A 21,635-nucleotide genomic window follows, 5' to 3' on the forward strand; every position below is an offset into this window, starting at 1 on the left:
TGAATGTCTTGGGTTTTTGAAAGCTATGCAATAGAGTGCTTCTGTCCTTTTTGCAGCTCATACATTTGATAATATTGCCCTTTTAACGCCATTAGTTCCTCATGATTCCCTTTCTCAACAATTTCTCCTTTTTCAAGCACTAAAATTTGATCCGCGTTTCTGATGGTTGAAAGCCGATGGGCAATGACAAATGTCGTGCGCCCTTGTTTCACTACATCCAGTGCCTTCTGGATCAAAGCCTCTGTCTCCGTATCAATATGCGCCGTTGCTTCATCCAAAATCAAAATGGCGGGATCGTACGCCAGAGCTCTCGCAAAGGAAATGAGCTGCCGCTCTCCTGAGGATAGCGTGCTGCCTTTTTCTATGACAGGTTCGCTGATGCCTTTCGGAAGCTTTTCAAGAAGCGACTCAGCCCCGACTTGCCGCAGTGCTTCTATGATGTCTTCTTCTGAAATTCTTTCATCCTCCAGACTGACATTAGAACCGATTGTTCCTGAAAATAAGTACGGGTCCTGCAGCACAATCCCCATATGAGATCTAAGTTCCTGCCTTGACATGCTGTAAATGCTTCTCCCATCGATGAGCACATCCCCTTTTTGCGTATCATAAAAGCGGAAGAGGATATTCAAAATCGAGCTCTTGCCTGATCCGGTATGGCCGACAAGCGCTACAGTTTCGCCTTTTTGTGCTGTAAAGGAAATGTGTTTCAAAACATTTTCTCCTTCTTGATAAGCAAATGATACGTCTCTAAATTCAACCCGCCCCAGCGCGCGCTCCTTCGCCGGTTCACCCGTTTCTTCCGTTTCCTTTTCTTCAAGCAGTTCAAAAACACGCCCGGCGGACACCCGCGCCAGTTCCAGTTTAGAAAACTGATTGACGATACCTGTAATCGGCTGGAATAAGCGGTTTAAGTAATCCACAAACGCGTACAGCACACCGATGGAAACAATTCCTGCCGCGTTTAGGCTTGCGCCGCCAAAATGCCAGATCAGACAGACAAACGCAAGGTTGCGGATCACATTCACAAGGTTGTGTGACATTAAGGAGTTTAAATTCAGCATCCTGTTCTGATAGTAATAATGAGATTCATTTAATTCCTCAAACTCTCTCATTGTTTCTTTTTGATGGCGAAAAGCTTGGATGATCGGCATGCCTTGAATGGACTCATTCATTTTTGCATTAATGTCACTATTGATCGAACGGATTTGATGATTGTAATAGGAAGCGTATTTCCGGTAGATAATCGACCACAGCCAGATGATCGGCACAATCGCCAAGCATAAAAACGCGAGCTTTACATCCAGCAGGAACAACGCCGTAAATATCCCGATCATATATATGCCGCTTGTCACAAACGTCGACAGCACTGTCACATATAAATCTCTGATTGCCTCGGTATCATTTGTAATTCTTGCGACTACTTTGCCCGCGGGAAGATTATCAAAATAGCGGATCGGCAGTCTCTGAATGCGTGAAAACACATCCTGTCTCATCTTTTGAATAATGCGGTTGGCACTCATCTGCAATAAATAATGCTGCCCATATTGGAAAAATACCGAGAAGACAAGCAAACCGGCATACAGAAAAATAAGAAACGTCATCCCCTTCATTTCCGGCTTATAGAACTGAAAAATCTCCTGTTTTGTCAGCTTTTCAGCAGGATACGTCCGGCTTTCGTTCCCATCAGTGATCGTTAGCTTTCCGTCAGAAACCGTTCTGTTCCCGTCAAAGCTGACAGCCTGATCAATGAAATAAAACGCCATTCCCACTTGATAAATATGCGCTTCTTTCTCTTTAGCAGCCGCTCCCTGCATCCGGTCCTCCCTGACATAGGAGGTGCCGTCAAATTCAACTGCATTTTTATCTTTTTTCGAGACCTCATACCATGTTTTTTCAATGCCGAGGATGTGGTCGTCAATCATTTTTTTGCCGATAAACGGTCCGGTCAGCTCTGCCCCGACTGCAATCGCAAGCAACAGGACGGCAGTGATCAGCAATTTTTTATATAGGAGTGCGTATCTCCATAATGTTTTTCCCGTGTTCATGCCCCTGCTCCCCCTTCTTCTGCAGTGAACAGCTGCTGCCTTTCGTATTGTTCCCGATACCATCCGTTATTGGCCATCAGCTCTTGATGTGTGCCTCTCTCAGAAATCAGGCCGCCGTCCATCACAAGGATGAGATCGGCATGCTCCACAGCTGATAAACGATGCGTCAGAATAAATGTCGTTTTCTCTTGGCGGTTTTTCCTGATATTGCTGATAATAGCCGCCTCCGTTTTCGCATCTACAGCGGAAAGAGAATCATCCAGGATTAAAATCTCCGGATTCGCTATCAGTGCCCTCGCGATTGAAATTCTTTGTTTTTGCCCTCCAGAGAGTGCGACGCCTTTTTCACCCACCATTGTCTCCAGACCGGCCGGAAGCATTTGCAAGTCTTTATCAAAATGAGCTTCTGAAACAGCCTTCTTTACCTCAGCATCACTTGCGTCAAGCTTTCCGTACAAGATGTTTTCTTTTACAGACCGCGAAAACAGCAAATGATCCTGCGGCACATATCCAATCCATCCGCGGAGCCGGTCAAGAGGAATCTGCTCAATCGGCACACCTGAACATGTGATGCTCCCTTCACCGGCTGGATACTGGCGCAAAAGCTGCTTAATGATCGTCGTTTTACCGCTCCCTGTTTTACCGGCAATCCCGACAGTCTGCCCTTTTCGCACGGCAAAAGAAATATCTTGAATATTCACATTTGTTGAGCTTGGATATGTAAAGCTGACATGGCTGAAAACGATATCTCCAGGCTCTTTTAAATCAGACGGCCGCTTTGGATCTCTCACGTTCGGTTCATAAGAAAGGGTTTCATTTACCCGATCTAAGGACGCGTTGCCGCGCTGCATCACATTAATTAATTCGCCGATCGCAAACATCGGCCAAATCATCATGCCCAAATAGACATTAAAGGAAACAAGCTCGCCAAGCGTCAGCTCATTACGGAAAACAAGAAACGCTCCATACCCCAGCCCAATCAGATAGCTGGCGCCGACAAGCAGCTTAACAGTCGGCTCAAACAGAGAATCGATAAAGGCTACCTTCATATTCTTCCGGTACACATCGGCCGTCATTTCATTAAAACGGCGTTCATCATTCGTTTCCTGCACATAAGCTCGAATCACTCTCACACCCGAAACCGATTCGAGCACCCTGTCATTCAGCGCTCCGAAAGAATTTTGTGCCTCTGTAAACCTTTCATGAATTTTACTTCCGTATATGCTGATCGCAACAGCCATAATGGGAAGCGGTATTATGGCTGCAAGCGTCAGCTTCCAGCTGATCAAAAACCCCATCGTCAAAAAGATCGTCATCATAAACATTGTGGAATCGACTAATGTCAAAATGCCAAAACCTGTCGTTAAACTGACAGCCTGGAGATCATTTGTCCCCCGCGCCATTAAATCTCCTGTTCTGTATTTTTCATAAAACGGCGGCGCCATTTTCAGCAAATGGCCCATCAGCTTTGAGCGGAGAATTTTTTCCATCACATTCGCCCCGCCGAACAGCTGGTGCATCCAAAAATAAGACATGATATACACCACCGCCGTCAAACCTAAAAATACGCTGACATAAAACAGCAGCCCGCCTGAGGTAAACTCCCCCGATTTCATATCATCAATGGCGTTCCCCAACAGTTTAGGCGGAAACATCTCAAGTACATTTACACATAATAAAAGCACAATCGCAATGGTATAGCGCAGCCAGTAGGCTTTAAAAAACCAGCCCAGCTTTTTCAATACTGAAAACATCCATCCCCATCTCCTTTATCTCGTCAGCCGCCTTCTATTTTTTCCTTGCAGCTCTTTTCGTTCAGGTTGTCATAACCAATCCTTGCCTCTGTATTTGTCTTCACATCCGATACACCTGTCTTTCTTAAGATTTTGTATATAAAAAAGGCACGAAGCGTCAGCTCCATGCCTTTTGTTATCGATTATGATGTACAGAGCGCTTTTCGGCGCGCGGATTAACCCAAATCAAAAAAACAGAATAAGGGTTTGCCGCGCCAATATGAAACTGTTCTGTAAGACATATCATTCCTTGGCATAGCAAACCCTCCATTCATTCTGATTTTTCACTCTTTTTTCATAATATAAACAAAACCTTTTTTTGTCAATCATTACTTGAACAGAGAAAAGATTAAATAGATATGATGTCGGGTATTGTATTGTACGACGTTTTTTGAAAGGGTGAGAATGATGTTTCATGCTGACCGTATTATTGTTGCGTTTGACGGAAGTGAAAACAGTAAGAAAGCGCTTCAGACTGCCATTGATCTTGCGAAAACGGTAAATGCAGCCATTACAGTCGCCCATTCACATGATATGAAAGACAACCAGACCATCATCGACCCGCCGAGGCCCGCAGCAGGGGCAAGCTATATTGGCGGAGGCATGACAAGTGTTCCTGACCCGCTGATATCAGATGTTGCGCCACCGGAGCCAATGATTTATGAAGACCGTACGGAAGAAGTCATCGCCGAAGCCAGAATGATGCTGAATGATCAGCAGACAGAGGGAGATATCGATATATTGGAAGGTGACCCGGCTGAATCAATTATCGAGCATGCCAACCGGGTTTCAGCCGATCTGATTGTAACCGGAAGCAGAGACCAAAACAGACTGAAGAAACTTTTGTTTGGAAGTGTAAGTGAAAAGCTTTCGGCGAAATCAGATATACCGGTTCTGATCGTAAAGTGAGCACGCCACGTGCTCGCTTTTTTATATTCATAATTGTGAAAAAACACGGATTTTCGTTTTTTTCTGATATAATGCTTTCGTGCCCAAAAGCACAAAAGCATTAAAGAAAATGATGGGGTGTTGTTTTGGATTCTCAAAAAAAGCTGACGTTTCCGTTAGCCGTCGGTTTATTTATATTCATGTTAGGAGTCATTATCTCCTGCTTATTTTTTCTTCATACAGAACCGCATATCCCGCTGTTCCTATGTGTTGTCCTGCTTTCAGCAGCCGGTTTATGGTACGGTTTTTCCTGGAACAGCCTTGAAAAAGGAATTGTTAACGGGATTAAAAACGGTGTGCAGCCGATCATTGTTCTGGCACTGATCGGTATCTTAATCGGCGCTTGGATGTACAGCGGCGCCATACCGTCCGTTACAGTTTATGCTTTGTCCTTTATTGAACCGAGCCATCTTCTGTTGACTGCTTTGTTTTCCTGCATGATCATCAGCACGCTAGTCGGCTCAAGCCTGACAACTGTAAGCACAATTGGCGTGGCACTGATCGGCGTGGCGAGCGCGGCGGGCGTTCCGCTCGAATGGACGGCGGGGGCAGTCATTTGCGGAGCCTGCTTTGGTGATAAAATGTCACCGATGTCGGATACAACAAATTTCGCTGCGGGTATAGGCGAAATATCTATCTTTGAACACATTCGCCACATGATGGGCACAACTATTCCCGCCTTGCTGATCACCGTTGTCCTTTTTTACTTTCTTGGTTTATCAGTCTCAGCAGACACTGCTTCAACAGATGATATTGCACATGTTATTGCCGGAATAAAAGATGCAGCAAACGTCACACCATGGGCGCTTCTTTCTCCGCTCTTAGTTGTTTTGCTGGCGATTAAGCGCGTGTCCGTTATTCCCGTTCTGACTGCCGGTATTATTTCCTCGGGAATTTTGACTGCCATTTTCGTTCCCGACAGCAGCATTCAGGCTTTTATGTCAGCCCTGCAAAATGGCACCATGTTCGAAACTGACAATGAGGCAGCCGCTAAAATCATCAACAGAGGCGGACTGCAATCCATGATGGGCTCAGTTTCTCTTATTATGATCGCTTTTGCACTCGGCGGTTTAATGGAGAAAATCGGCCTGATCTCCGCACTATTGGAGGGTGTGATGAAAGGAATCCGTTCAAAAGGCAGTCTCATTACAGCAACTGTCTGCTCCAGTATCGGTGTCAATCTTGCAACAGGCGAACAGTATTTATCTATATTAATACCGGGACAGTCATATAAATCCTTATATGACAAACAAAACATTCAGCGGAAGTTTTTATCAAGATCATTAGAGGACGGCGGAACATTGATTAATCCATTGATCCCTTGGGGAGTCAGCGGGGCTTTTATGGCAACCGCGCTTGGTGTTCCCGTCATTGACTATATCCCATTTACGTTCTTCCTCTATATATCGCCGATCATCTCGATTTTAGTTGGATTTGTAAAAAAATAAAAAGAGCGCCGCTTGCAAAGCGGGCTCTTTTTTAACATTAAAATGATACGCGGGCTGCCTGTTGAATGCTTTCTTGAAAAGCCGCCTGCAGCTGTTTTGTCACCGGTCCGGGCACTCCGCTTCCGACTGATTTTCCATCAAGCGTCACAACCGGAACAATCTCTGCCGTCGTAGAAGAAATAAAGATTTCCTCCGCCTGTCTCAGCTCTTCTTCAGTAACGGGCTTTTCATCAAGCTCTATGCCGTTCTTTACGATGAGATCCAAAATCTTCATTCGTGTAATCCCATTGAGAATCATTCGGTTAGCCGGATGCGTCCGCACCGTACCGTTTAAAACAGCATAAACATTAGAAGATGTACCTTCTGTAACAATTCCGTCTCTTATTAAAATGCCTTCAAATGCTCCCGCTTCGTAGGCTTTCTGCTTTGCCATCACATTATACAGTAAATTCAGACTTTTAATATCGCATCTCAGCCAGCGAAGATCCTCATCCGTGATGGCTGAAACGCCGTATGTCTGCTCCTGTTCCGGCTTTTTAACAGAAAATGTATAGGCCGTCGTCTGCGGCTCAAGGCCCGCTTCATATTGGTGTTTTCGCGGAGCAACCCCTCTTGTGGTTTGAATGTAAACCGCTCCGTCGCTGACCGCATTTTCCTGCACAAGCTTTTGCAGGTCCCACTCTAAATCTTCTAAACTGAACGGCAGTGAAATTCCGATCTCACCCGCGCTTCTGAATAAACGCTCCGCATGCTCGCGCAAGCCGAATAATACCCCTTTATACACCCTGATAACCTCATAGATTCCGTCTCCAAACTGATAACCGCGATCTTCCACATCAACGGATGCCTCGTTCCGCTCCACCAGTTGGCCATTGACTAAAATCTTCATATAAGCCCTCCCTTTTTCGTATTTATCCTGATGTCTAATCAAGCTGTCATTGTCACTCATTCTACCATATCAAACCAGCTGAAAAACAGAAAGATCAAGAACTCAATAGCTGGGAAGGAGATTATTTTTTCCTTAAAATCTGACATTTCGACATTTTTTCTATGTTCTTTCCAGTTTTATTCCTGTATACTTGATTCGTAATACATAGGTTGTAAACAATGGCACCTTCAGAGCTGCCAATACAGCGGTATGTAGAGATTTTATGCCACTGGAGAGATTGATATGCGACAAACGAGAGGAGACGCTTCTCCTTCTGCAGTTTCGCTTGCTTTTAAATTTGCAAGTTTAGCAGTTTTATGTGTGCTGCTTTTGCTTATGGTAATTTTAGGTTATTCCAACAGCTCCTCGAAAGCAAAGGAGATCACTGTCACAACAAACAGCCAGCTTCGTGATGAGAAGGAAAGCCTGAAGCTGAAAGACGACTCCCCAGGCCTGCTGATAAAGCATTTGCAGACCGAGCAGAATATGGGGGACAAAACGGTTTATTTAACCTTCGATGATGGTCCGTCAGCCTCTACAAACCGCTTGCTGGACGTACTGAAAAGCGCTGATGTAAAGGCGACATTTTTTATGCTGTCACCGCGAATGAACGAATTCAAACACGCGGTTAAAAGGGCCGGAAATGAAGGGCATGCACTCGGTTTACACGGGGTCACGCATAATAACAAATTGTTTTATCAAACGCCGACATCACCGCTAAAAGAAATGCAGCAGGCGCGTGACACGCTGGAAAGCATTACAGACTATCGCACTGATCTCGTCAGAACGCCCTACGGCAGCAAGCCGTCTCTTACAGATTCACAAATTCGCAATCTAGAAAAAGACGGTTTTGTGTACTGGGATTGGACGATTGACAGCATGGACTGGAAATACCGCAACTCAAAATACGTAGCAGAAGTACTGCAGCAGCTTGACAATATGGAACACAGCCACTCAAATCGGCCGTATGTGATTCTCATGCACGATCTTCCTGCTACAGTAAACGCACTGCCGGTGCTAATCCATAAACTGAAAGAAAAGGGCTATTCCTTCGGTGTGTTAAAGGATACAATGGTTCCGGTTCATGAATAAAAAAGTGAGGCGCTTATCTGCGGCCTCACTTTTTTATGCCCAAGCTCCGGGCAAACTCTCCGATTTTTTGATGGATGACGAAATCAAACAAACTGTCGCAGTATGTCGGCTCCAGGTTAATCATGGCTTTTTTAATGCCTGGAATCCGGCTTGCATCCTCAGGCACAAATCTGGCGGGAGCAACCTCAAGAGACGTGCCGATCACCAATAATAGGTCGGCTTTATCCAGCTTTTCATAAAGCGTGTCAAAATGCAAAACGGCATCGCCAAACAGAACGACATCGGTTTTTAATACCGTTCCGCACACCTCACCGTCATTTCCGACCGCTGTACACTCCGGCACATCATGCTTCAGCAAATGAGGGAGATCATATCGGGCGCCGCATGAGAGACAGCTCGCTGTTTGGATAGAGCCATGCAACTCGTATACATGTCTGCTTCCGGCTTTTCTATGAAGGCCGTCAATGTTTTGTGTGAATATATCCACCTGCTTCCCTTGTTTCTCCAGTTCTGCCAAAAGCAAATGCCCTTCATTCGGTTCATAGCTCCCGCTCATTTTCATTTGAAACAATTCTTTGAACTTAGGCCAAAACAGACGCGGATAGCTTAAAAAATAATCAAGGCTCATCGCCTCCATCCTTGAGGCATCCTCAGTCCAGATGCCGCCGGCTGAGCGAAAATCGGGAATGCCTGATTCTGTGCTCATTCCCGCTCCGGTCAGCACGACAATTCGCTGCGCTTCATTCAGCATGTTTCTGAATGCTTCCAATTCAACACCGCCTTACAGTCATTTTTCTCTTATTTTACCATGAAAAAGACTTCGCCTCTTTACAGACGAAGTCTTTCTTTTTTAAGCCCGTTCCTTTTCCCCTTTATTGAGATTTACTTGAAACGGATCGTGCTGGTGCTTCTGGTTGACATACACCATTTGTCCGGGATAAGCAAATTCAACCCCTTCAGCGCCGAGGATTTCAATAATTTTGTAGTTGATATCCTCTCTGACATGAAGGTTCTCTGCCCAAACCGTTGTTTTTGTATAGAAGTTGAAAAATAAATTGTAATAGCTGTCAGCAAACGTATCGAAATTGACCATGATTGTATCATTATCGACGCCTTCATGTTCAAGCAGCATCTTTCTGAGTGAACGAATGCAGCGTTCCAAATTCTCAATCGGCGTTGCGTAGGATACATGAATGGAAAATGTAATCTGACGCTTGGTCATTCTCGTCCAGTTCGTGATGGCTTCCATAGACAGCGTGGAATTCGGCACCGTTACAAGCGCACCCTGCGCTGTTCTGAATCTTGTGCTTCTGAAGGTAATATCCTCCACTGATCCGGTTACTGTCGCCGTTTCCACCCAATCACCGATCGTAAACGGCTTTTCAGTGATAATGATGATTCCGCCAAAGAAGTTGCTGATCGTGTCTTTCGCTGCTAGCGCAAAAGCCAATCCGCCAAGCCCAAGGCCCGCCACAAACCCATTGACGTCATAATTGAATTCTTGTGCGATCACGCTCACACTGAGCGCTATAATGACAAAACGGAGCAGCTTAGACAAAAACGGCGCCAGAATATCATCCATATCCAGTTCGAAGCGCTGATTCACTTTATGAAAAATAAAAGATGATGTAGCGGTCAAATTACAAAGCCCCCAGCACAACAGCGCTACAATCAGCGAGCGGTATATTTTACTGATCAGCGGCATCTGTGCATCTAAAAACGGTGAATAGCGAATCGCTAAAAACAGCCCTAAGGCAACAAAAAACCATCTGGCAGGCTTATCGAATGCCACAACCACCTGTTTAAAAATTTCGGTTTTCGGTTTGTTTGTTATATTAAAAAGCAAATTAAAGAAATATCTTGTAAACAGTTTTCTTAGTATAAGAAACAACAGCAAAATTGCCAAACTGATGCCGGTTTGTATAATTTTATCTAGCGTGAAATATTGCTGCAGATGATCTAGCATGGCAGTCTCCCCTCTATCCCAATCGAATGTTATTATACTAAAACATTCGGCAGAATGCTTCTCTAAATGTCTTTATAAAACACAAAACCCCGGCAGAGCGCCGGGGCAATTTCTCATTTTAACCATTCAGCCAGATTCAATAGGGACAGTCACTTACTTTTTTTCGTTTGTGTCTGATCAAGGAGAGTTGCTTTTTGCATTTCAACATCTGTTTCGGCTTTAATTCTTTCCTCCACTCTGATTCTCCCTTTTCCCATGATCTCGCCTCCTTTTTTGCTATTATAAAGTAACAGAATATTTTGTGAACATGTCGAAAGCACTATTTTTCTGCCGAAATATGCTCGGATACGGTGAGTGTTCTTGTTTCAGTTATACGTTGTTTTCAGCTTGGACTATTCAAACATGACAGAAAAAAATTCACAAGTTGGTATCGCGGTGCATATATGGATTTGATACAATAACAGAAATGCCCATATGAGGAGCTGACAAGCTTGTACACCATTGCCCACCGCGGAGCATCCGGCTACGCTCCCGAAAATACAATTGCTGCATTTGATCTCGCGGCAGAAATGAATGCAGATATGATTGAGCTGGATGTCCAGCTAACAAAAGACAGGCAGATTGTCGTTATACACGATGACAGAGTGGACCGGACAACAAACGGTTCAGGCTTTGTTAAGGATTTTTCGCTGAAGGAGCTGCAGGCACTCGATGCAGGAAGCTGGTACGGCCCCGCTTTTCAAGGAGAAAAAATCCCAACTCTGGAGGACGTGCTCAAGCGCTACCATAAAAAAATCGGGCTTTTAATTGAACTAAAGGGCCATCCTTCGCAAATCGGAATTGAAGAAGAAGTGGGACAGCTGTTAGGACAATTTTCTTTTTCTATTAACAATATTGTTCAATCCTTTGGATTCCGCTCCATCCAAAGGTTCCGCGAGCTTTATCCATCGATTCCGACAGCCGTTATTACAAGGCCGAATTTTGGCATGCTGTCCAGAAATCAGCTGAAAGCCTGCAAGTCTTTCGCAAATTATGTCAACATCAAATACACACGTCTCAATCGTCTCATGATCGCTTCCGCCCATAAAAACGGATTAAAAGTGTTTGCATGGACAGTAAGGCATCAGAAAACAGCAGCCAAATTGCAGGCCATGGGCGTGGACGGTATTGTCACAGACTACCCGGACTACGTATTAAAGGATGGAAAACATGAATAGATATAGTGCAGTTTTTATCGGAGGCGCCCTTGGCGCTTGTCTCCGATACGGATTAAACATCGGCATAAACAATGACATATTTCCGGCTGCAACTTGGCTGGAGAACGCGGCAGGTAGCCTTCTACTAGGCGTTCTGACCGGCTTTTTTATGATTAGGGCGAAACGGCCTTTGCTATCGGCTTTTTTAGGCACCGGTTTTTGCGGAGGCTTTACAACCATGTCAACATTTTCTAAAGAGACGGTCATGCTGTTGCAATCCCATTCGTCATTAGCTGTTTTGTATATGGCGTCCTCATTCATATCCGGAATCGCGCTTGCCCTCTTTGGCGTTTTGGCAGGACGGCAAATAACCCGATTTCAAATAGGAAGGGGGCGGAAGCAATGATGACACTAGCTGGTATTTTCGCAGCGGGAGGACTCGGTGCTGTGCTGCGTTTTTGGCTCGGCAATGTCATAACATCTAAAACCGAAAGCCTTCGTTTTCCAGTCGGCATTTTGACCGTTAATATACTGGGTGCCCTCGGTCTTGGTCTTTTTACAGGGCTTCACGTGACAAATTCATCTGCAGCACTCATCATCGGCACCGGCTTTTTTGGCGCCTTTACCACTTTTTCCACTTTCAGCGTTGAAAGTGTTCAGCTCTTGCTGGCCAAGCGTGTAAAGGAAGGCATCCTATACATCGGCTTCACGCTTTGCGGGTCCCTCTTGGCGTTTTGGTGCGGCTGGACGCTGCTGACATAAAAAAACCTTGAGCTTATTTCTCGCTCAAGGTTGCACTGTTCAGCATGACCGGCTCGGGCATCGGCAGCGTATGGTGGGCCGTAACCCCGGTTGTTTTGCTGATTTCTTCTTTTATATCTATTTGCTTAATCAGACGGCCATCCATCTTCAGCACCTTTATTGTATATGATCCGATGCGAATGGATTCGCCAGCCTCAATATCAATGTTTTCTTTCAATATCAGGCCGCCGATGGTGTCCACGTCTTCTTGAATCGATGTGCCAAGAAGGCTGTTCACCTGATCCATGCGAACCTTTCCATCCATAACATAATGGCGGTCGCCAAGCTTTTGGATCAACGGCTGTTCGTCTTCATCAAATTCATCTCTGATCTCGCCCACAATTTCTTCAAGAATGTCCTCTGTCGTGACAAGTCCCGAGGTTCCGCCGTATTCATCCGACAAAATCGCCATATGAATGCGTTCACGCTGCATTTTAATCAGCAGATCATGAACCGGAATTGTTTCAATGACTTCGATCACTGGCCGCACATACGGATGGATCGTCATTTTCATTCTTTCCTCTTCTGTCATAAACAGCAAATCAGAAAACAAATGCTTCGTATTGACCAAGCCGATTACACTGTCTTTGTCCCCATCTGTGACAGGCCAGCGGGTATATTTTTCTTTCAGCATAACCTCCAGCATCTCGGCCATTGTCATATCTGTTGATACAGCGGCCATTTCCTTCCGCGGTATCATAATTTCTTTGGCAATGCGGTTATCAAATTCAAAAATCTTATTCACATATTTATATTCAGACGGATTAATCTCTCCGTTTTTTAAACTCTCAGACAACAGCATTCTGAGTTCTTCTTCAGAATGAGAACCCTCATGTTCTGACGCCGGCTTTAAACCAAACATGCCGCATAAAAGCCGCGCCGATCCATTCAGGATCCAAATAAACGGAAACAGAAGCAAATAGAATAGTCGCAACGGACCCGCTATCAGCAAGGTTAGCTGTTCAGCCTTTTGAATCGCGACCGTTTTCGGGGCCAGTTCACCTACAACAACATGCAGAAATGTAATCAAGCCGTACGCGACCGCAAAAGAGACTGCATGAGAAACCGATTCCGGCAGGCCGAGCTGTTCAAACAATGGGTGCAGCAGCCGTTCAAATGCCGGCTCCCCCAGCACGCCGAGTCCAATTGATGTCACTGTAATGCCCAGCTGGGATGCAGATAAATATTCATCCAAATCTGTAATGACACGCTTTGCGAGTATCGCCCGTTTGTTTCCTTCTGTTATAAGCTGATCAATTTTGGATCTCCTTACTCTAACAATCGCAAACTCACTTGCGACGAAAAATGCAGTTAAAGCAATGAGCACACCAATTAAAATCAGACTGTCAATATCGTCCATTTAACCTTATCCCCTCATTAAAGGATAAGGAGTCACCTCCTGATATAATCATTTTTCCTTAACATTGAGGTACGCGGTGTATTGTTGCCTAAGCAGAGGGCCCCATCATACCACCTCCAAGTCAAAGTTTGATTATAAATTGTATATTTTATTGTAACACAACTCATTCCAAAAATGATTTTTAATTTTTAGACTTTTATCATAGGACAGACTATTGATTTATCTGACCAGCAGGTACTCAATATCCGATATAGCCTTTCAACCTCTGGCTCTGCACCTGTAAAGATGCTAAAACTATTGGCAAGACGCTGTTTACTGAAATATCAGACATTGATCTGTTTTTCAAGCTGAAGCTCGTTTACTGATTCAGAGGCGTGCATAGGAAAGCTCGCTTAAAATGGAACAATTGGTGACCGTTAGATCATTTGAATGCTTAAAAGATGCGTCTGTCACGCAGCGCAGGCAAGGGCCAGTAATTAGCTTAACCAGTTTGCGTTATATTTTGCCGGCTCTGCTGTTATGATTGAATTTGGCGGTTTATCTAAGGGAGAGATAAAATCAGGAATTGAAAAACGGGGCAAAGCTTGGGGCATACGACAAAAAAAAGATAACAGCCTCAAATAGCTGTTATCTTTTTGTCTGAGATGGCCTATGAAAAATCTTTATATAAGGCAATAAAGATATCGCGTGATTTTTTGATCTGCTCCAGCGGCACACTGAAGGATAAACGGAAGTGCCCTTTCATCCCAAAACCGCTGCTCGGTACAATTAACAATTTATACTTTTGCGCTGCATGCACACAAAATGCGACTTCATCTTCAATTGGCGACTTCGGAAAAACGAAGAAACCGCCTTTTGGCATTTCAAATTCAAAACCGGCTTCCTTTAAAATATCAACCATGAGATCCCTGCGCTCTTTATAAGCGCTTGCGTCTATTCTTAAATCATCCATTCTCGCCACAGCCCGCTGCATCATGACAGGTGCATTTACAAATCCAAGCGTTCGATTGCAGTACACAAAAGCGTTTATCAAAAGGCCAGCATCCGGCATGCTGCTGTCCAAGCCGATATAACCGAGCCGCTCCCCTGCTATGCCGAGGTCTTTACTGAATGAGCTCGCCAAAATGACACGGTGATACGATTGAAACGGATTTGCCAGTTCTTCATCATAAATCAGCTGACTGTACGGTTCATCAAACAGCACATAGATGGTTTGGCCGTTTGTCTCTTCGATCTCTTTTAACAGAGCGCCTAGATCATCTATATTTTTCTGGCTGAGTACGGTTCCCGTCGGGTTATGCGGTGTATTCAGGATGAGACCTTTCGTCTGCGGGGTGATCGCCTGCCTGACCGCTTCAATGTCAATCTCGAACCGGGCTGTCAGCGGGCAGCTGACAGCCTTCCCGCCATAGTTCTCAATATACAATTTATATTCTGCAAAATAAGGAGCGAGAATGATGACCTCTTCTCCCGGATTTAATATACTTTTTAATGCCACATTCAATGCGCCGCCCGCACCTACTGTCATGACAACGCGCTCAGCTGAAAACTCGGCAGCAAAGCGGCCTGCCAGAAATTGCGCGACTTTTTCTCTAGCTTCAGGAAGGCCCTGATTTTGTATGTATCCGTGGTTTCCTTTTTCAGCTTCTTCTATTAATGCTCTCGTAAAGGCTTCAGGCGGTTCAACGACCGGGTTGCCGATTGAAAAATCAAACACCTGGTCATTCCCGAACTCTTTCTTCAGTCTCGCTCCTTCATCGAACAGCTTTCGAATCCACGATCCTTTATTTAGGTTCTCTTCAATTTGCCGCGATAAACCAGCCAATCTCATCTGTCCCTTCTGCACATATAAATTGAAAATTCTATCTATCTATGTTACTTCAAACAGAATTCGGATGCCACAATTTCCATATCCGGCATCTCAAAAAAACAATAAACTTGTGTAAGGCACCCTTCATATATTAAACTATTCTCATAACTATAACGTGATGGTTGGGAGGGATTTAGATGGGGCTGAGACTTATCGTATCAGTGAACTAGCGGCACTTGCCGGGGTAACGAAACGAACAGTTGATTATTATACGAATCTTGGTCTGCTGACGCCGGCCAGATCCTGTTCAAATTATCGTTATTACGATGAAAACGCACTTAAACAACTCATATTTATTGTAGATTGCAAGCAGCAGCGATTGGCCCTGTCCGATATTAAAGATCGACTGGAGAACCAGTTTCCCTCTTCAGCCATAGATCGTGATGAAATTGGAAATCTGGCATCTGAAATTGATTATATGAATCAAAACATCTCCGGAATCTTGCATCGGTTTGAACGGCTGGAGCCTGAGGATCGTGACAAGCTGAAAAGCAAACTTACACCCGAAAAGCTCGCCGTGTTCCAATCATTTATGCTGCTGTTAAGTTAAAACCATTTTACTAACAGGAGGTGTTACCTTCATTCTCATTGTAGAGTGAAGGTTCTAATTGGATATTGTTAATTTGATTTTAGTCGCCGTTTTAATCGCGCTGACGGCATTTTTCGTAGCATCTGAGTTTGCCATTATCAGGATCAGAGGCTCACGGATTGATCAGTTGATCGCGGAAGGAAATAAATCAGCCATTGCCGCAAAAAAAGTGACCACGCACCTTGATGAATATTTATCAGCGTGTCAGCTGGGAATTACATTGACTTCGATTGGATTAGGGGTTTTAGGCGAATCGACGATTGAAAGGCTTCTTCACCCGCTTTTCGTACAGATGAACATGCCAGGTTCACTGTCTCACGTCATCTCATTCATCCTTGCCTACGCCATCATTACTTTTCTGCACGTCGTTGTGGGAGAATTGGCGCCTAAGACGGTCGCAATTCAGAAAGCTGAAGCAGTGTCCATGCTGTTTGCCAAACCGCTGATTTGGTTCTACCGCATTATGTTCCCATTTATTTGGGTGCTAAACAACTCAGCACGATTATTGACGAAAGCTTTCGGCTTGGAGACCGTTTCTGAAAATGAACTGGCTCACTCCGAAGAAGAATTGCGGATTATCTTATCCGAAAGCTATAAAAGCGGAGAAATCAACCAATCAGAATTTAAATACGTGAATAAGATATTTGAATTTGACGACAGGCTCGCGAAAGAAATTATGATTCCTAGAACCGAAATTGTCAGCCTGCCGCACGATATTACGATCGCTGACATGATGGAAATCATTCAAATTGAAAAATATACCCGATACCCTGTAGAAGAGGGCGATAAAGATAATATTATCGGGGTTATTAATATTAAAGAAGTGCTGACCGCCTGCATCAGCGGCGAGGTTTCTGTTGATTCCACCATCTCTCAATTCGTGAATCCGATCATTCATGTGATTGAATCTGCGCCGATCCATGATTTGCTTGTCAAAATGCAAAAAGAAAGAGTCCACATGGCAATCCTGTCAGATGAATACGGCGGAACTGCCGGACTGGTGACCGTAGAGGACATTATTGAAGAAATCGTTGGCGAAATCCGCGATGAGTTTGATATTGATGAAATCAGCGAAATCCGCAAAATCGGCGAAGGCCATTACATGCTGGACGGTAAAGTCTTGATCGACCAAGTGAACGACCTGCTCGGCATTCATTTAGAGAATGAAGAAGTCGATACGATCGGCGGCTGGTTCCTTACTCAGAAATACGATGTTGAAAAGAACGATTCAATTATCGAAGAAGGCTGTGAATTTATTATTAATGAAATTGACGGCCACCACGTCGCTTATATTGAAGTGAAAAAGCTCGCAGCAGAAGAGCTGATAGAAGTTGGCGAGTCGAAAGAAGCATAATTCGAAAAAGACACCCTTTATTGAGGTGTCTTTTTTTATTCTGGTTCGTTTTTGACGTGATCATACCTCTTTTCTGAAAAACTGCTGCTAATAAATCGGTCATCCGCGGGAACTCTAAAAAGGTGCAACTGCGAGAAAAAACGAACATCTCTGCATGATTATCGAAAAGGAGCGAAAACATGAAAGTTGTCGTAACTGGAGCAGCAGGTAAAATCGGACGCTGGGCTGTCAGAACAATATTAGAGGCCGGCCATGATGTGACAGCATCAGACAGAGTATTAAAAGAAGAATCCGCATCGAAAAAATTTATTCAAGCTGATTTACGGGATTACGGTCAGGTATGTCAGCTAATTATGGGCAGTGACGCTGTGATTCACCTTGGGAATATCCCTACAGATGTCAGGAATACATCACAGGCGATATTTGAAAATAATATGCTTGTTAATTTCAATATCCTGGAAGCCTGTAAAGATTTTAAAATCCGTAAGCTTGTGTGGGCTTCAAGTGAAACGGTGCTGGGATATCCATTTGTGCCGGACGAGCTCAGTTACCTTCCCGTAGACGAGGAGCATCCAACGATCGTAAAGTCATCTTATGCGATGGCAAAACGGCTGACCGAAATCCTCTCAGATATGTATTCAAAGCTGATCAATACACAAATTGTCACTCTCCGCTTTGCGAATATATATGAGCCTGATGAGTACGAAAAAATCCCAGGCATGCACTGGAACGAGCAGCAAAAGGATATTCAAAAGAAAAATGCATGGGCGTATTGTGATGTCAGGGATGCTGCACATGCTTGCCTTCTAGCACTCGAAAAAAACAATCTCGGAAATGACGTCTTCCATATTACTGCACCCGATACCATCATGAAAGAGCCGAGTGAAGACTTAGTAAAACGATTTTTCCCCGATGTATCTTTAAAGAGAGATATAAAAGGATATGAAACGCTGATGGCAATCGATAAAGCCAAAAAGGTCCTTGGCTATGAACCGCGTTATACATGGCGTTCTGTATTAAATAATGACGGCTCTCTTAAAGCACTGCCAGAGGATCAGCTATCATTATCAAAAGTATAACATCACAAAAAAGCAGCAGGCGATCACCGGACTCCTGCTGCTTTTTTTATATCATAATCATCTAAATTGATATCCAAATCCATTTTGAGGGCCATCTTCGCCAACTGCTCCCCCATATAGGGGCCCATTGTTAAACCAGACGATCCAAGACCGTTTGCCACTATGATCCCATTCCAGCCGGGAAGAGATCCGATCACCGGCACATCGCCTGGTGTAAAGGGGCGTAAGCCGACTCTTGCCTCTTGAAAGGTGCTGTTCGCTAAGCCGGGAGCCATTTCTAATCCTTTGCTCAGAAGTTCCTGCAGCCCGCCAGCCGTTATCCGTACATCACGTCCGCCTATCTCATCTTCACGTGTCGCACCGATCGCTATTCTATTGTCATGATAAGCTAAAAGATATTCTTTGGAAGGCGGCATCACTGCAGGCCAGCTGTCGATATGATTTACATTCGGCACCTGCACATACACAATTTGCGCTTTTTGCACACTTACTTTGAAGCGAATTCCCAAAGGCGCTAACAATTGGTCTGCCCAAACACCGGCACAAACAATAACCTCGTCAGAAGAATAGATTTCATTACCGACAGTTACGCCTGTGACATGATTCGAATGATGTCGAAGCGCAGCATCACCTTTTAAAATGACTGCGCCGTTTCTTTGAGCAGATCTCAATAATGTATCTCGCAGCACTTCTCCATCCACGCGGGCGGCTCCGCTTATATGAACAGAATGGTACCGTTCAGCCAGCAGAGGAAACAAATTAGCGGTTTGGTTTTCATGAAGAGAGGTAATCTCACCCATTTCCGCGGCAGCTTGTTTACGCTCCCGCACACGTTTTTCGATCTTTTCTATCTTTTCTTTATCGTGATGAATACTGAGAGCACCGACTTGAGCATAACCAATGTCCGTCTCGCCTTCTTTTCTAAGTTCTTCTATGAACCGAGGATAAAAGCGCGCTCCGTCCTTTGCCAGCCGGTACCAAGCCTGATCACGGCGAGGAGACAGCCATGGACAGATAATGCCTTTCGCTGCATGGGTGGCCTGACCCTTATCTTTCCGATCTATAACCAGAACCTCTGCACCCATTTTGGCTAGCTGATATGCTGTTGATGCTCCCAAAATTCCAGCCCCGACTATTATAATTTTTTTCATGATCCGTAACCTTTCCCAATGATCAATACCTCATTTAGTATAGCTAATGGACCAGGAAATTATAAACAATCGGGAAATGGATGAATGCAATGACTGATGAATTAAAGTTGTTCCAGCTTCTTTTCAAGCTCTTTAATGCTGTTATTCAAAGCCTCTGTCATAGCCGCCAGCCTTTCCTTAGACGGAAGATGGGCAAAATCGGCCTGCTGCAAAGGTTTACCGATAATAAGCTTCATTTTTCCTTTTTTGAACAACGCCTTTCCGCTTGAAGGTCCTTTATAAGCGGCCGGAACAAGGGGCGCTTTCCCCATTTGCGCAATTGTCACTGCGCCTCTTTTTAAAGGCACATCCTCGGAGGTTCTTGTTCCGCTTGGGAAGATTCCGACAATTTCTCCTTCTTTCAGCAGCTTAATCGGCGTTTTAATGCTGCTTGGCCCGGGATTTTCCCGGTCTACCGGAAAGGCATGAATTTTCTGCAGAAACGAACCGATCCATTTATTTTGAAAAAGCTCTTTTTTCGCCATGTAGTGTATTTGATAAGGAAGAATCCCGACTCCGAGTGTGATCACATCAACCCAGCCAGAGTGTGTACACGCGATGACAAAACCTGAATCGGCCGGAAGGTTTTCTTTGTTATACACCTTCACTCCTCCGCGAAGAGAAAGAATAACTTTTAAAGCATTTGCACAAAACTTATACATATCGCACTTCCTTTGTCGTAATCAATGATTCTTTCTGTTACTTATTATAACAACATTTTTTATTACCTGGTACTAATTTTTAAGATTTCTCTTTTCTTAACGTCAAAAAGCTGAGGAATCATCCTCAGCTTTTTGTTATATGCTCTCTCTTGTCGGAGGCGCCATAAATTCCGGTCCGACCGGGTTTGATATCGTATGTTCCAATATGGTATTGATGTCTTTTTTATCTTCACTGCTCAGCGTCCAGCCGGTAATTTCGGATACCGCTTCTATTTGCTCAGGTTTTCTAGCCCCCCAAAGAGCGATTCCCGCTCCCGACTGGTCTAAAATCCATCTGACGGCCAGATGAATCACTGATTTTCCATACCGTGTCTTCGCCAGCTCATCTAATTGATTGACAGCAGAAAGATACTCACTAAATCTTGGCTTCTGGAATTTCGGATCGTGATTTCGGAGATCGTCTCCTTCGAACGGTTGATCTTCTGTCATTTTTCCTGTTAACAGCCCTCTGCATAAACTGCCGTACAATAGTGTTGTCATCTGCTTGTCTTTCGCATACGGGAGCACATTCTCTTCAATTTCCCTTTCAAACAGATTGTAAGGAGGCTGGATTGTATGAAGCGGGGCAACAGCCCGAAATGTATCCATTTGTTCAACCGAAAAATTACTCACGCCGATTGCACGGATTTTCCCGGCATCATATAATTCCTTCATCACTTCTGCGGTTTCCTCTATCGGGACAAGCGGATCAGGCCAGTGCACCTGATATAGATCGATATAATCCGTCTGAAGCCGTTGCAGGGAATCCTCGACCTCCTGAATGATTCTCGCTCTGTTAGCATGGCGGAACAGCTGATTGTTTTTCCAATCCAGCGCCGTTTTAGTGGCAAGAACAACCTGATCTCTTGCCCCATGCTGCTTGATCGCCTTCCCGACAATTTCTTCGGACTGTCCGAAGCCATATGCCGGCGCGGTGTCAATCAGTGTGATCCCCTTATCAAGAGCGGCGCGGATGGTTTCGATCGATGTTTTTTCATCAGTGCCTCCCCACATGGTTCCGCCGATCGCCCATGTGCCGAGTCCAATTCGGGAGGCTTTTATTCCTGTGTCTGAGATACTGGTATATTCCATTGTGCCACTCCTTCACTTTTTCACTATGGTTTCCCTGATGGAAAAAATGTTAAACATTTCTCACCACTATCTTTCAGGGCAAATTTTCGGTACTATAGAGTAATGGTGTTTGATTACGTATTAAAAAGCCGTTTGCATGTAATGTGCAACTTTATACCTTTCTTATGCGTGTATAACATAGAG

At 44.5% G+C, this 21,635-nt stretch carries 20 protein-coding genes; 9 read left to right on the plus strand and 11 right to left on the minus strand.

Going from position 1 to position 21,635, the window contains the following annotated elements:
• Nucleotides 1-23: 23 nt before the first annotated feature.
• A complete protein-coding gene (gene bmrD, locus AU387_RS17425; RefSeq protein ID WP_059336412.1) occupies nt 24-2,045 on the minus strand; it encodes a multidrug resistance ABC transporter ATP-binding protein/permease BmrD in 2,022 nt (673 codons plus the stop codon).
• The gene (bmrC, locus tag AU387_RS17430) at nt 2,042-3,799 is read right to left on the minus strand and encodes a multidrug ABC transporter ATP-binding protein BmrC (RefSeq protein WP_059336413.1); all 1,758 of its coding nucleotides are present in this window, start codon (nt 3,797-3,799) and stop codon (nt 2,042-2,044) included. The genes bmrD and bmrC overlap by 4 nt, the downstream gene beginning before the upstream one ends.
• A gap of 447 nt (nt 3,800-4,246) precedes the next feature.
• Here bmrC and AU387_RS17435 point away from each other — a divergent pair, with 447 nt between their 5' ends.
• Nucleotides 4,247-4,747, plus strand: coding sequence for a universal stress protein (locus AU387_RS17435; RefSeq protein ID WP_059293132.1), 501 nt, complete (start codon nt 4,247-4,249; stop codon nt 4,745-4,747).
• 125 nt (nt 4,748-4,872) lie between these two features.
• Nucleotides 4,873-6,234 (plus strand): Na+/H+ antiporter NhaC, encoded by a 1,362-nt coding sequence (gene nhaC / locus AU387_RS17440; protein ID WP_044156585.1) that lies wholly within the window; start codon nt 4,873-4,875, stop codon nt 6,232-6,234.
• A 37-nt stretch (nt 6,235-6,271) separates the two neighbouring features.
• Here nhaC and dat read toward each other — a convergent pair whose 3' ends face one another.
• Nucleotides 6,272-7,123, minus strand: a complete 852-nt coding sequence (gene dat, locus AU387_RS17445) for a D-amino-acid transaminase (protein ID WP_024120751.1) — start codon at nt 7,121-7,123, stop codon at nt 6,272-6,274.
• A 282-nt stretch (nt 7,124-7,405) separates the two neighbouring features.
• Between dat and AU387_RS17450 the strand changes: the two genes are divergently transcribed.
• On the plus strand, nt 7,406-8,254 hold the full coding sequence (locus AU387_RS17450; RefSeq protein WP_059336415.1) for a polysaccharide deacetylase family protein: 849 nt from the start codon (nt 7,406-7,408) through the stop codon (nt 8,252-8,254).
• A gap of 25 nt (nt 8,255-8,279) precedes the next feature.
• On the opposite strand, the gene AU387_RS17455 is transcribed toward AU387_RS17450, so the two are convergent.
• The 3 genes from AU387_RS17455 to AU387_RS20820 form a co-directional block, all read right to left on the minus strand.
• Nucleotides 8,280-9,023, minus strand: a complete 744-nt coding sequence (locus AU387_RS17455; protein ID WP_059336417.1) for an NAD-dependent protein deacylase — start codon at nt 9,021-9,023, stop codon at nt 8,280-8,282.
• An 81-nt stretch (nt 9,024-9,104) separates the two neighbouring features.
• Entirely contained in the window at nt 9,105-10,220 is a 1,116-nt protein-coding gene (locus AU387_RS17460; RefSeq protein ID WP_044156590.1) for a mechanosensitive ion channel family protein, read from the minus strand.
• Nucleotides 10,221-10,369: 149 nt separating this feature from the next.
• On the minus strand, nt 10,370-10,477 hold the full coding sequence (locus AU387_RS20820; protein WP_024120747.1) for a YhdX family protein: 108 nt from the start codon (nt 10,475-10,477) through the stop codon (nt 10,370-10,372).
• A 234-nt stretch (nt 10,478-10,711) separates the two neighbouring features.
• Between AU387_RS20820 and AU387_RS17465 the strand changes: the two genes are divergently transcribed.
• The 3 genes from AU387_RS17465 to crcB are packed head-to-tail and all read left to right on the plus strand — an operon-like array spanning nt 10,712 to nt 12,178.
• Nucleotides 10,712-11,437, plus strand: a complete 726-nt coding sequence (locus AU387_RS17465; protein WP_059336418.1) for a glycerophosphodiester phosphodiesterase — start codon at nt 10,712-10,714, stop codon at nt 11,435-11,437.
• The gene (locus AU387_RS17470; protein ID WP_044156591.1) at nt 11,430-11,822 is read left to right on the plus strand and encodes a fluoride efflux transporter FluC; all 393 of its coding nucleotides are present in this window, start codon (nt 11,430-11,432) and stop codon (nt 11,820-11,822) included. Before AU387_RS17465 ends, AU387_RS17470 begins: the two co-directional genes overlap by 8 nt.
• The gene (gene crcB / locus AU387_RS17475) at nt 11,822-12,178 is read left to right on the plus strand and encodes a fluoride efflux transporter CrcB (RefSeq protein WP_044156777.1); all 357 of its coding nucleotides are present in this window, start codon (nt 11,822-11,824) and stop codon (nt 12,176-12,178) included. Before AU387_RS17470 ends, crcB begins: the two co-directional genes overlap by 1 nt.
• A 13-nt stretch (nt 12,179-12,191) precedes the next feature.
• On the opposite strand, the gene AU387_RS17480 is transcribed toward crcB, so the two are convergent.
• Both AU387_RS17480 and AU387_RS17485 read right to left on the minus strand, forming a co-directional pair.
• Nucleotides 12,192-13,577 carry a hemolysin family protein gene (locus AU387_RS17480; RefSeq protein ID WP_059336420.1) on the minus strand — a complete coding sequence of 462 codons (1,386 nt, stop codon included), beginning with the start codon at nt 13,575-13,577 and terminating at the stop codon, nt 12,192-12,194.
• 649 nt (nt 13,578-14,226) lie between these two features.
• Nucleotides 14,227-15,408: a pyridoxal phosphate-dependent aminotransferase gene (locus AU387_RS17485; protein WP_059293139.1), complete on the minus strand. Its 1,182-nt coding sequence runs from the start codon at nt 15,406-15,408 to the stop codon at nt 14,227-14,229.
• Nucleotides 15,409-15,565: 157 nt separating this feature from the next.
• On the opposite strand from AU387_RS17485, the gene cueR reads away from it, so the two are divergent.
• The 3 genes from cueR (at nt 15,566) to AU387_RS17500 (ending at nt 18,469) form a co-directional block, all read left to right on the plus strand.
• Nucleotides 15,566-15,997: a Cu(I)-responsive transcriptional regulator gene (gene cueR / locus AU387_RS17490; protein WP_059336507.1), complete on the plus strand. Its 432-nt coding sequence runs from the start codon at nt 15,566-15,568 to the stop codon at nt 15,995-15,997.
• A gap of 58 nt (nt 15,998-16,055) precedes the next feature.
• Nucleotides 16,056-17,390 (plus strand): hemolysin family protein, encoded by a 1,335-nt coding sequence (locus AU387_RS17495; RefSeq protein WP_044156594.1) that lies wholly within the window; start codon nt 16,056-16,058, stop codon nt 17,388-17,390.
• A 179-nt stretch (nt 17,391-17,569) separates the two neighbouring features.
• Complete coding sequence (locus AU387_RS17500) at nt 17,570-18,469, plus strand: NAD-dependent epimerase/dehydratase family protein (protein ID WP_059336422.1); 900 nt, start codon at nt 17,570-17,572, stop codon at nt 18,467-18,469.
• Nucleotides 18,470-18,492: 23 nt separating this feature from the next.
• On the opposite strand, the gene AU387_RS17505 is transcribed toward AU387_RS17500, so the two are convergent.
• From AU387_RS17505 to AU387_RS17515, 3 genes are all read right to left on the minus strand, one after another.
• The gene (locus AU387_RS17505; protein WP_059336424.1) at nt 18,493-19,620 is read right to left on the minus strand and encodes an NAD(P)/FAD-dependent oxidoreductase; all 1,128 of its coding nucleotides are present in this window, start codon (nt 19,618-19,620) and stop codon (nt 18,493-18,495) included.
• Nucleotides 19,621-19,721: 101 nt separating this feature from the next.
• Entirely contained in the window at nt 19,722-20,321 is a 600-nt protein-coding gene (locus AU387_RS17510) for a 1-acylglycerol-3-phosphate O-acyltransferase (protein WP_044156599.1), read from the minus strand.
• Nucleotides 20,322-20,456: 135 nt separating this feature from the next.
• The gene (locus AU387_RS17515; RefSeq protein WP_059336426.1) at nt 20,457-21,452 is read right to left on the minus strand and encodes an aldo/keto reductase; all 996 of its coding nucleotides are present in this window, start codon (nt 21,450-21,452) and stop codon (nt 20,457-20,459) included.
• Nucleotides 21,453-21,635: the final 183 nt, after the last annotated feature.

This window comes from Bacillus halotolerans, assembly GCF_001517105.1.
In the GTDB taxonomy this organism is placed as follows: domain Bacteria; phylum Bacillota; class Bacilli; order Bacillales; family Bacillaceae; genus Bacillus; species Bacillus halotolerans.

Coding starts and splice junctions, on each gene's coding strand:
- bmrD (WP_059336412.1), bottom strand. CDS start 2,045: ATGAACACGGGAAAAACATTATGGAGATACGCACTCCTATATAAAAAA.
- bmrC (WP_059336413.1), bottom strand. CDS start 3,799: ATGTTTTCAGTATTGAAAAAGCTGGGCTGGTTTTTTAAAGCCTACTGG.
- AU387_RS17435 (WP_059293132.1), top strand. CDS start 4,247: ATGTTTCATGCTGACCGTATTATTGTTGCGTTTGACGGAAGTGAAAAC.
- dat (WP_024120751.1), bottom strand. CDS start 7,123: ATGAAGATTTTAGTCAATGGCCAACTGGTGGAGCGGAACGAGGCATCC.
- AU387_RS17450 (WP_059336415.1), top strand. CDS start 7,406: ATGCGACAAACGAGAGGAGACGCTTCTCCTTCTGCAGTTTCGCTTGCT.
- AU387_RS17460 (WP_044156590.1), bottom strand. CDS start 10,220: ATGCTAGATCATCTGCAGCAATATTTCACGCTAGATAAAATTATACAA.
- AU387_RS20820 (WP_024120747.1), bottom strand. CDS start 10,477: ATGGGAAAAGGGAGAATCAGAGTGGAGGAAAGAATTAAAGCCGAAACA.
- AU387_RS17470 (WP_044156591.1), top strand. CDS start 11,430: ATGAATAGATATAGTGCAGTTTTTATCGGAGGCGCCCTTGGCGCTTGT.
- crcB (WP_044156777.1), top strand. CDS start 11,822: ATGACACTAGCTGGTATTTTCGCAGCGGGAGGACTCGGTGCTGTGCTG.
- AU387_RS17480 (WP_059336420.1), bottom strand. CDS start 13,577: ATGGACGATATTGACAGTCTGATTTTAATTGGTGTGCTCATTGCTTTA.
- AU387_RS17485 (WP_059293139.1), bottom strand. CDS start 15,408: ATGAGATTGGCTGGTTTATCGCGGCAAATTGAAGAGAACCTAAATAAA.
- cueR (WP_059336507.1), top strand. CDS start 15,566: ATGGTTGGGAGGGATTTAGATGGGGCTGAGACTTATCGTATCAGTGAA.
- AU387_RS17500 (WP_059336422.1), top strand. CDS start 17,570: ATGAAAGTTGTCGTAACTGGAGCAGCAGGTAAAATCGGACGCTGGGCT.
- AU387_RS17505 (WP_059336424.1), bottom strand. CDS start 19,620: ATGAAAAAAATTATAATAGTCGGGGCTGGAATTTTGGGAGCATCAACA.
- AU387_RS17510 (WP_044156599.1), bottom strand. CDS start 20,321: ATGTATAAGTTTTGTGCAAATGCTTTAAAAGTTATTCTTTCTCTTCGC.
- AU387_RS17515 (WP_059336426.1), bottom strand. CDS start 21,452: ATGGAATATACCAGTATCTCAGACACAGGAATAAAAGCCTCCCGAATT.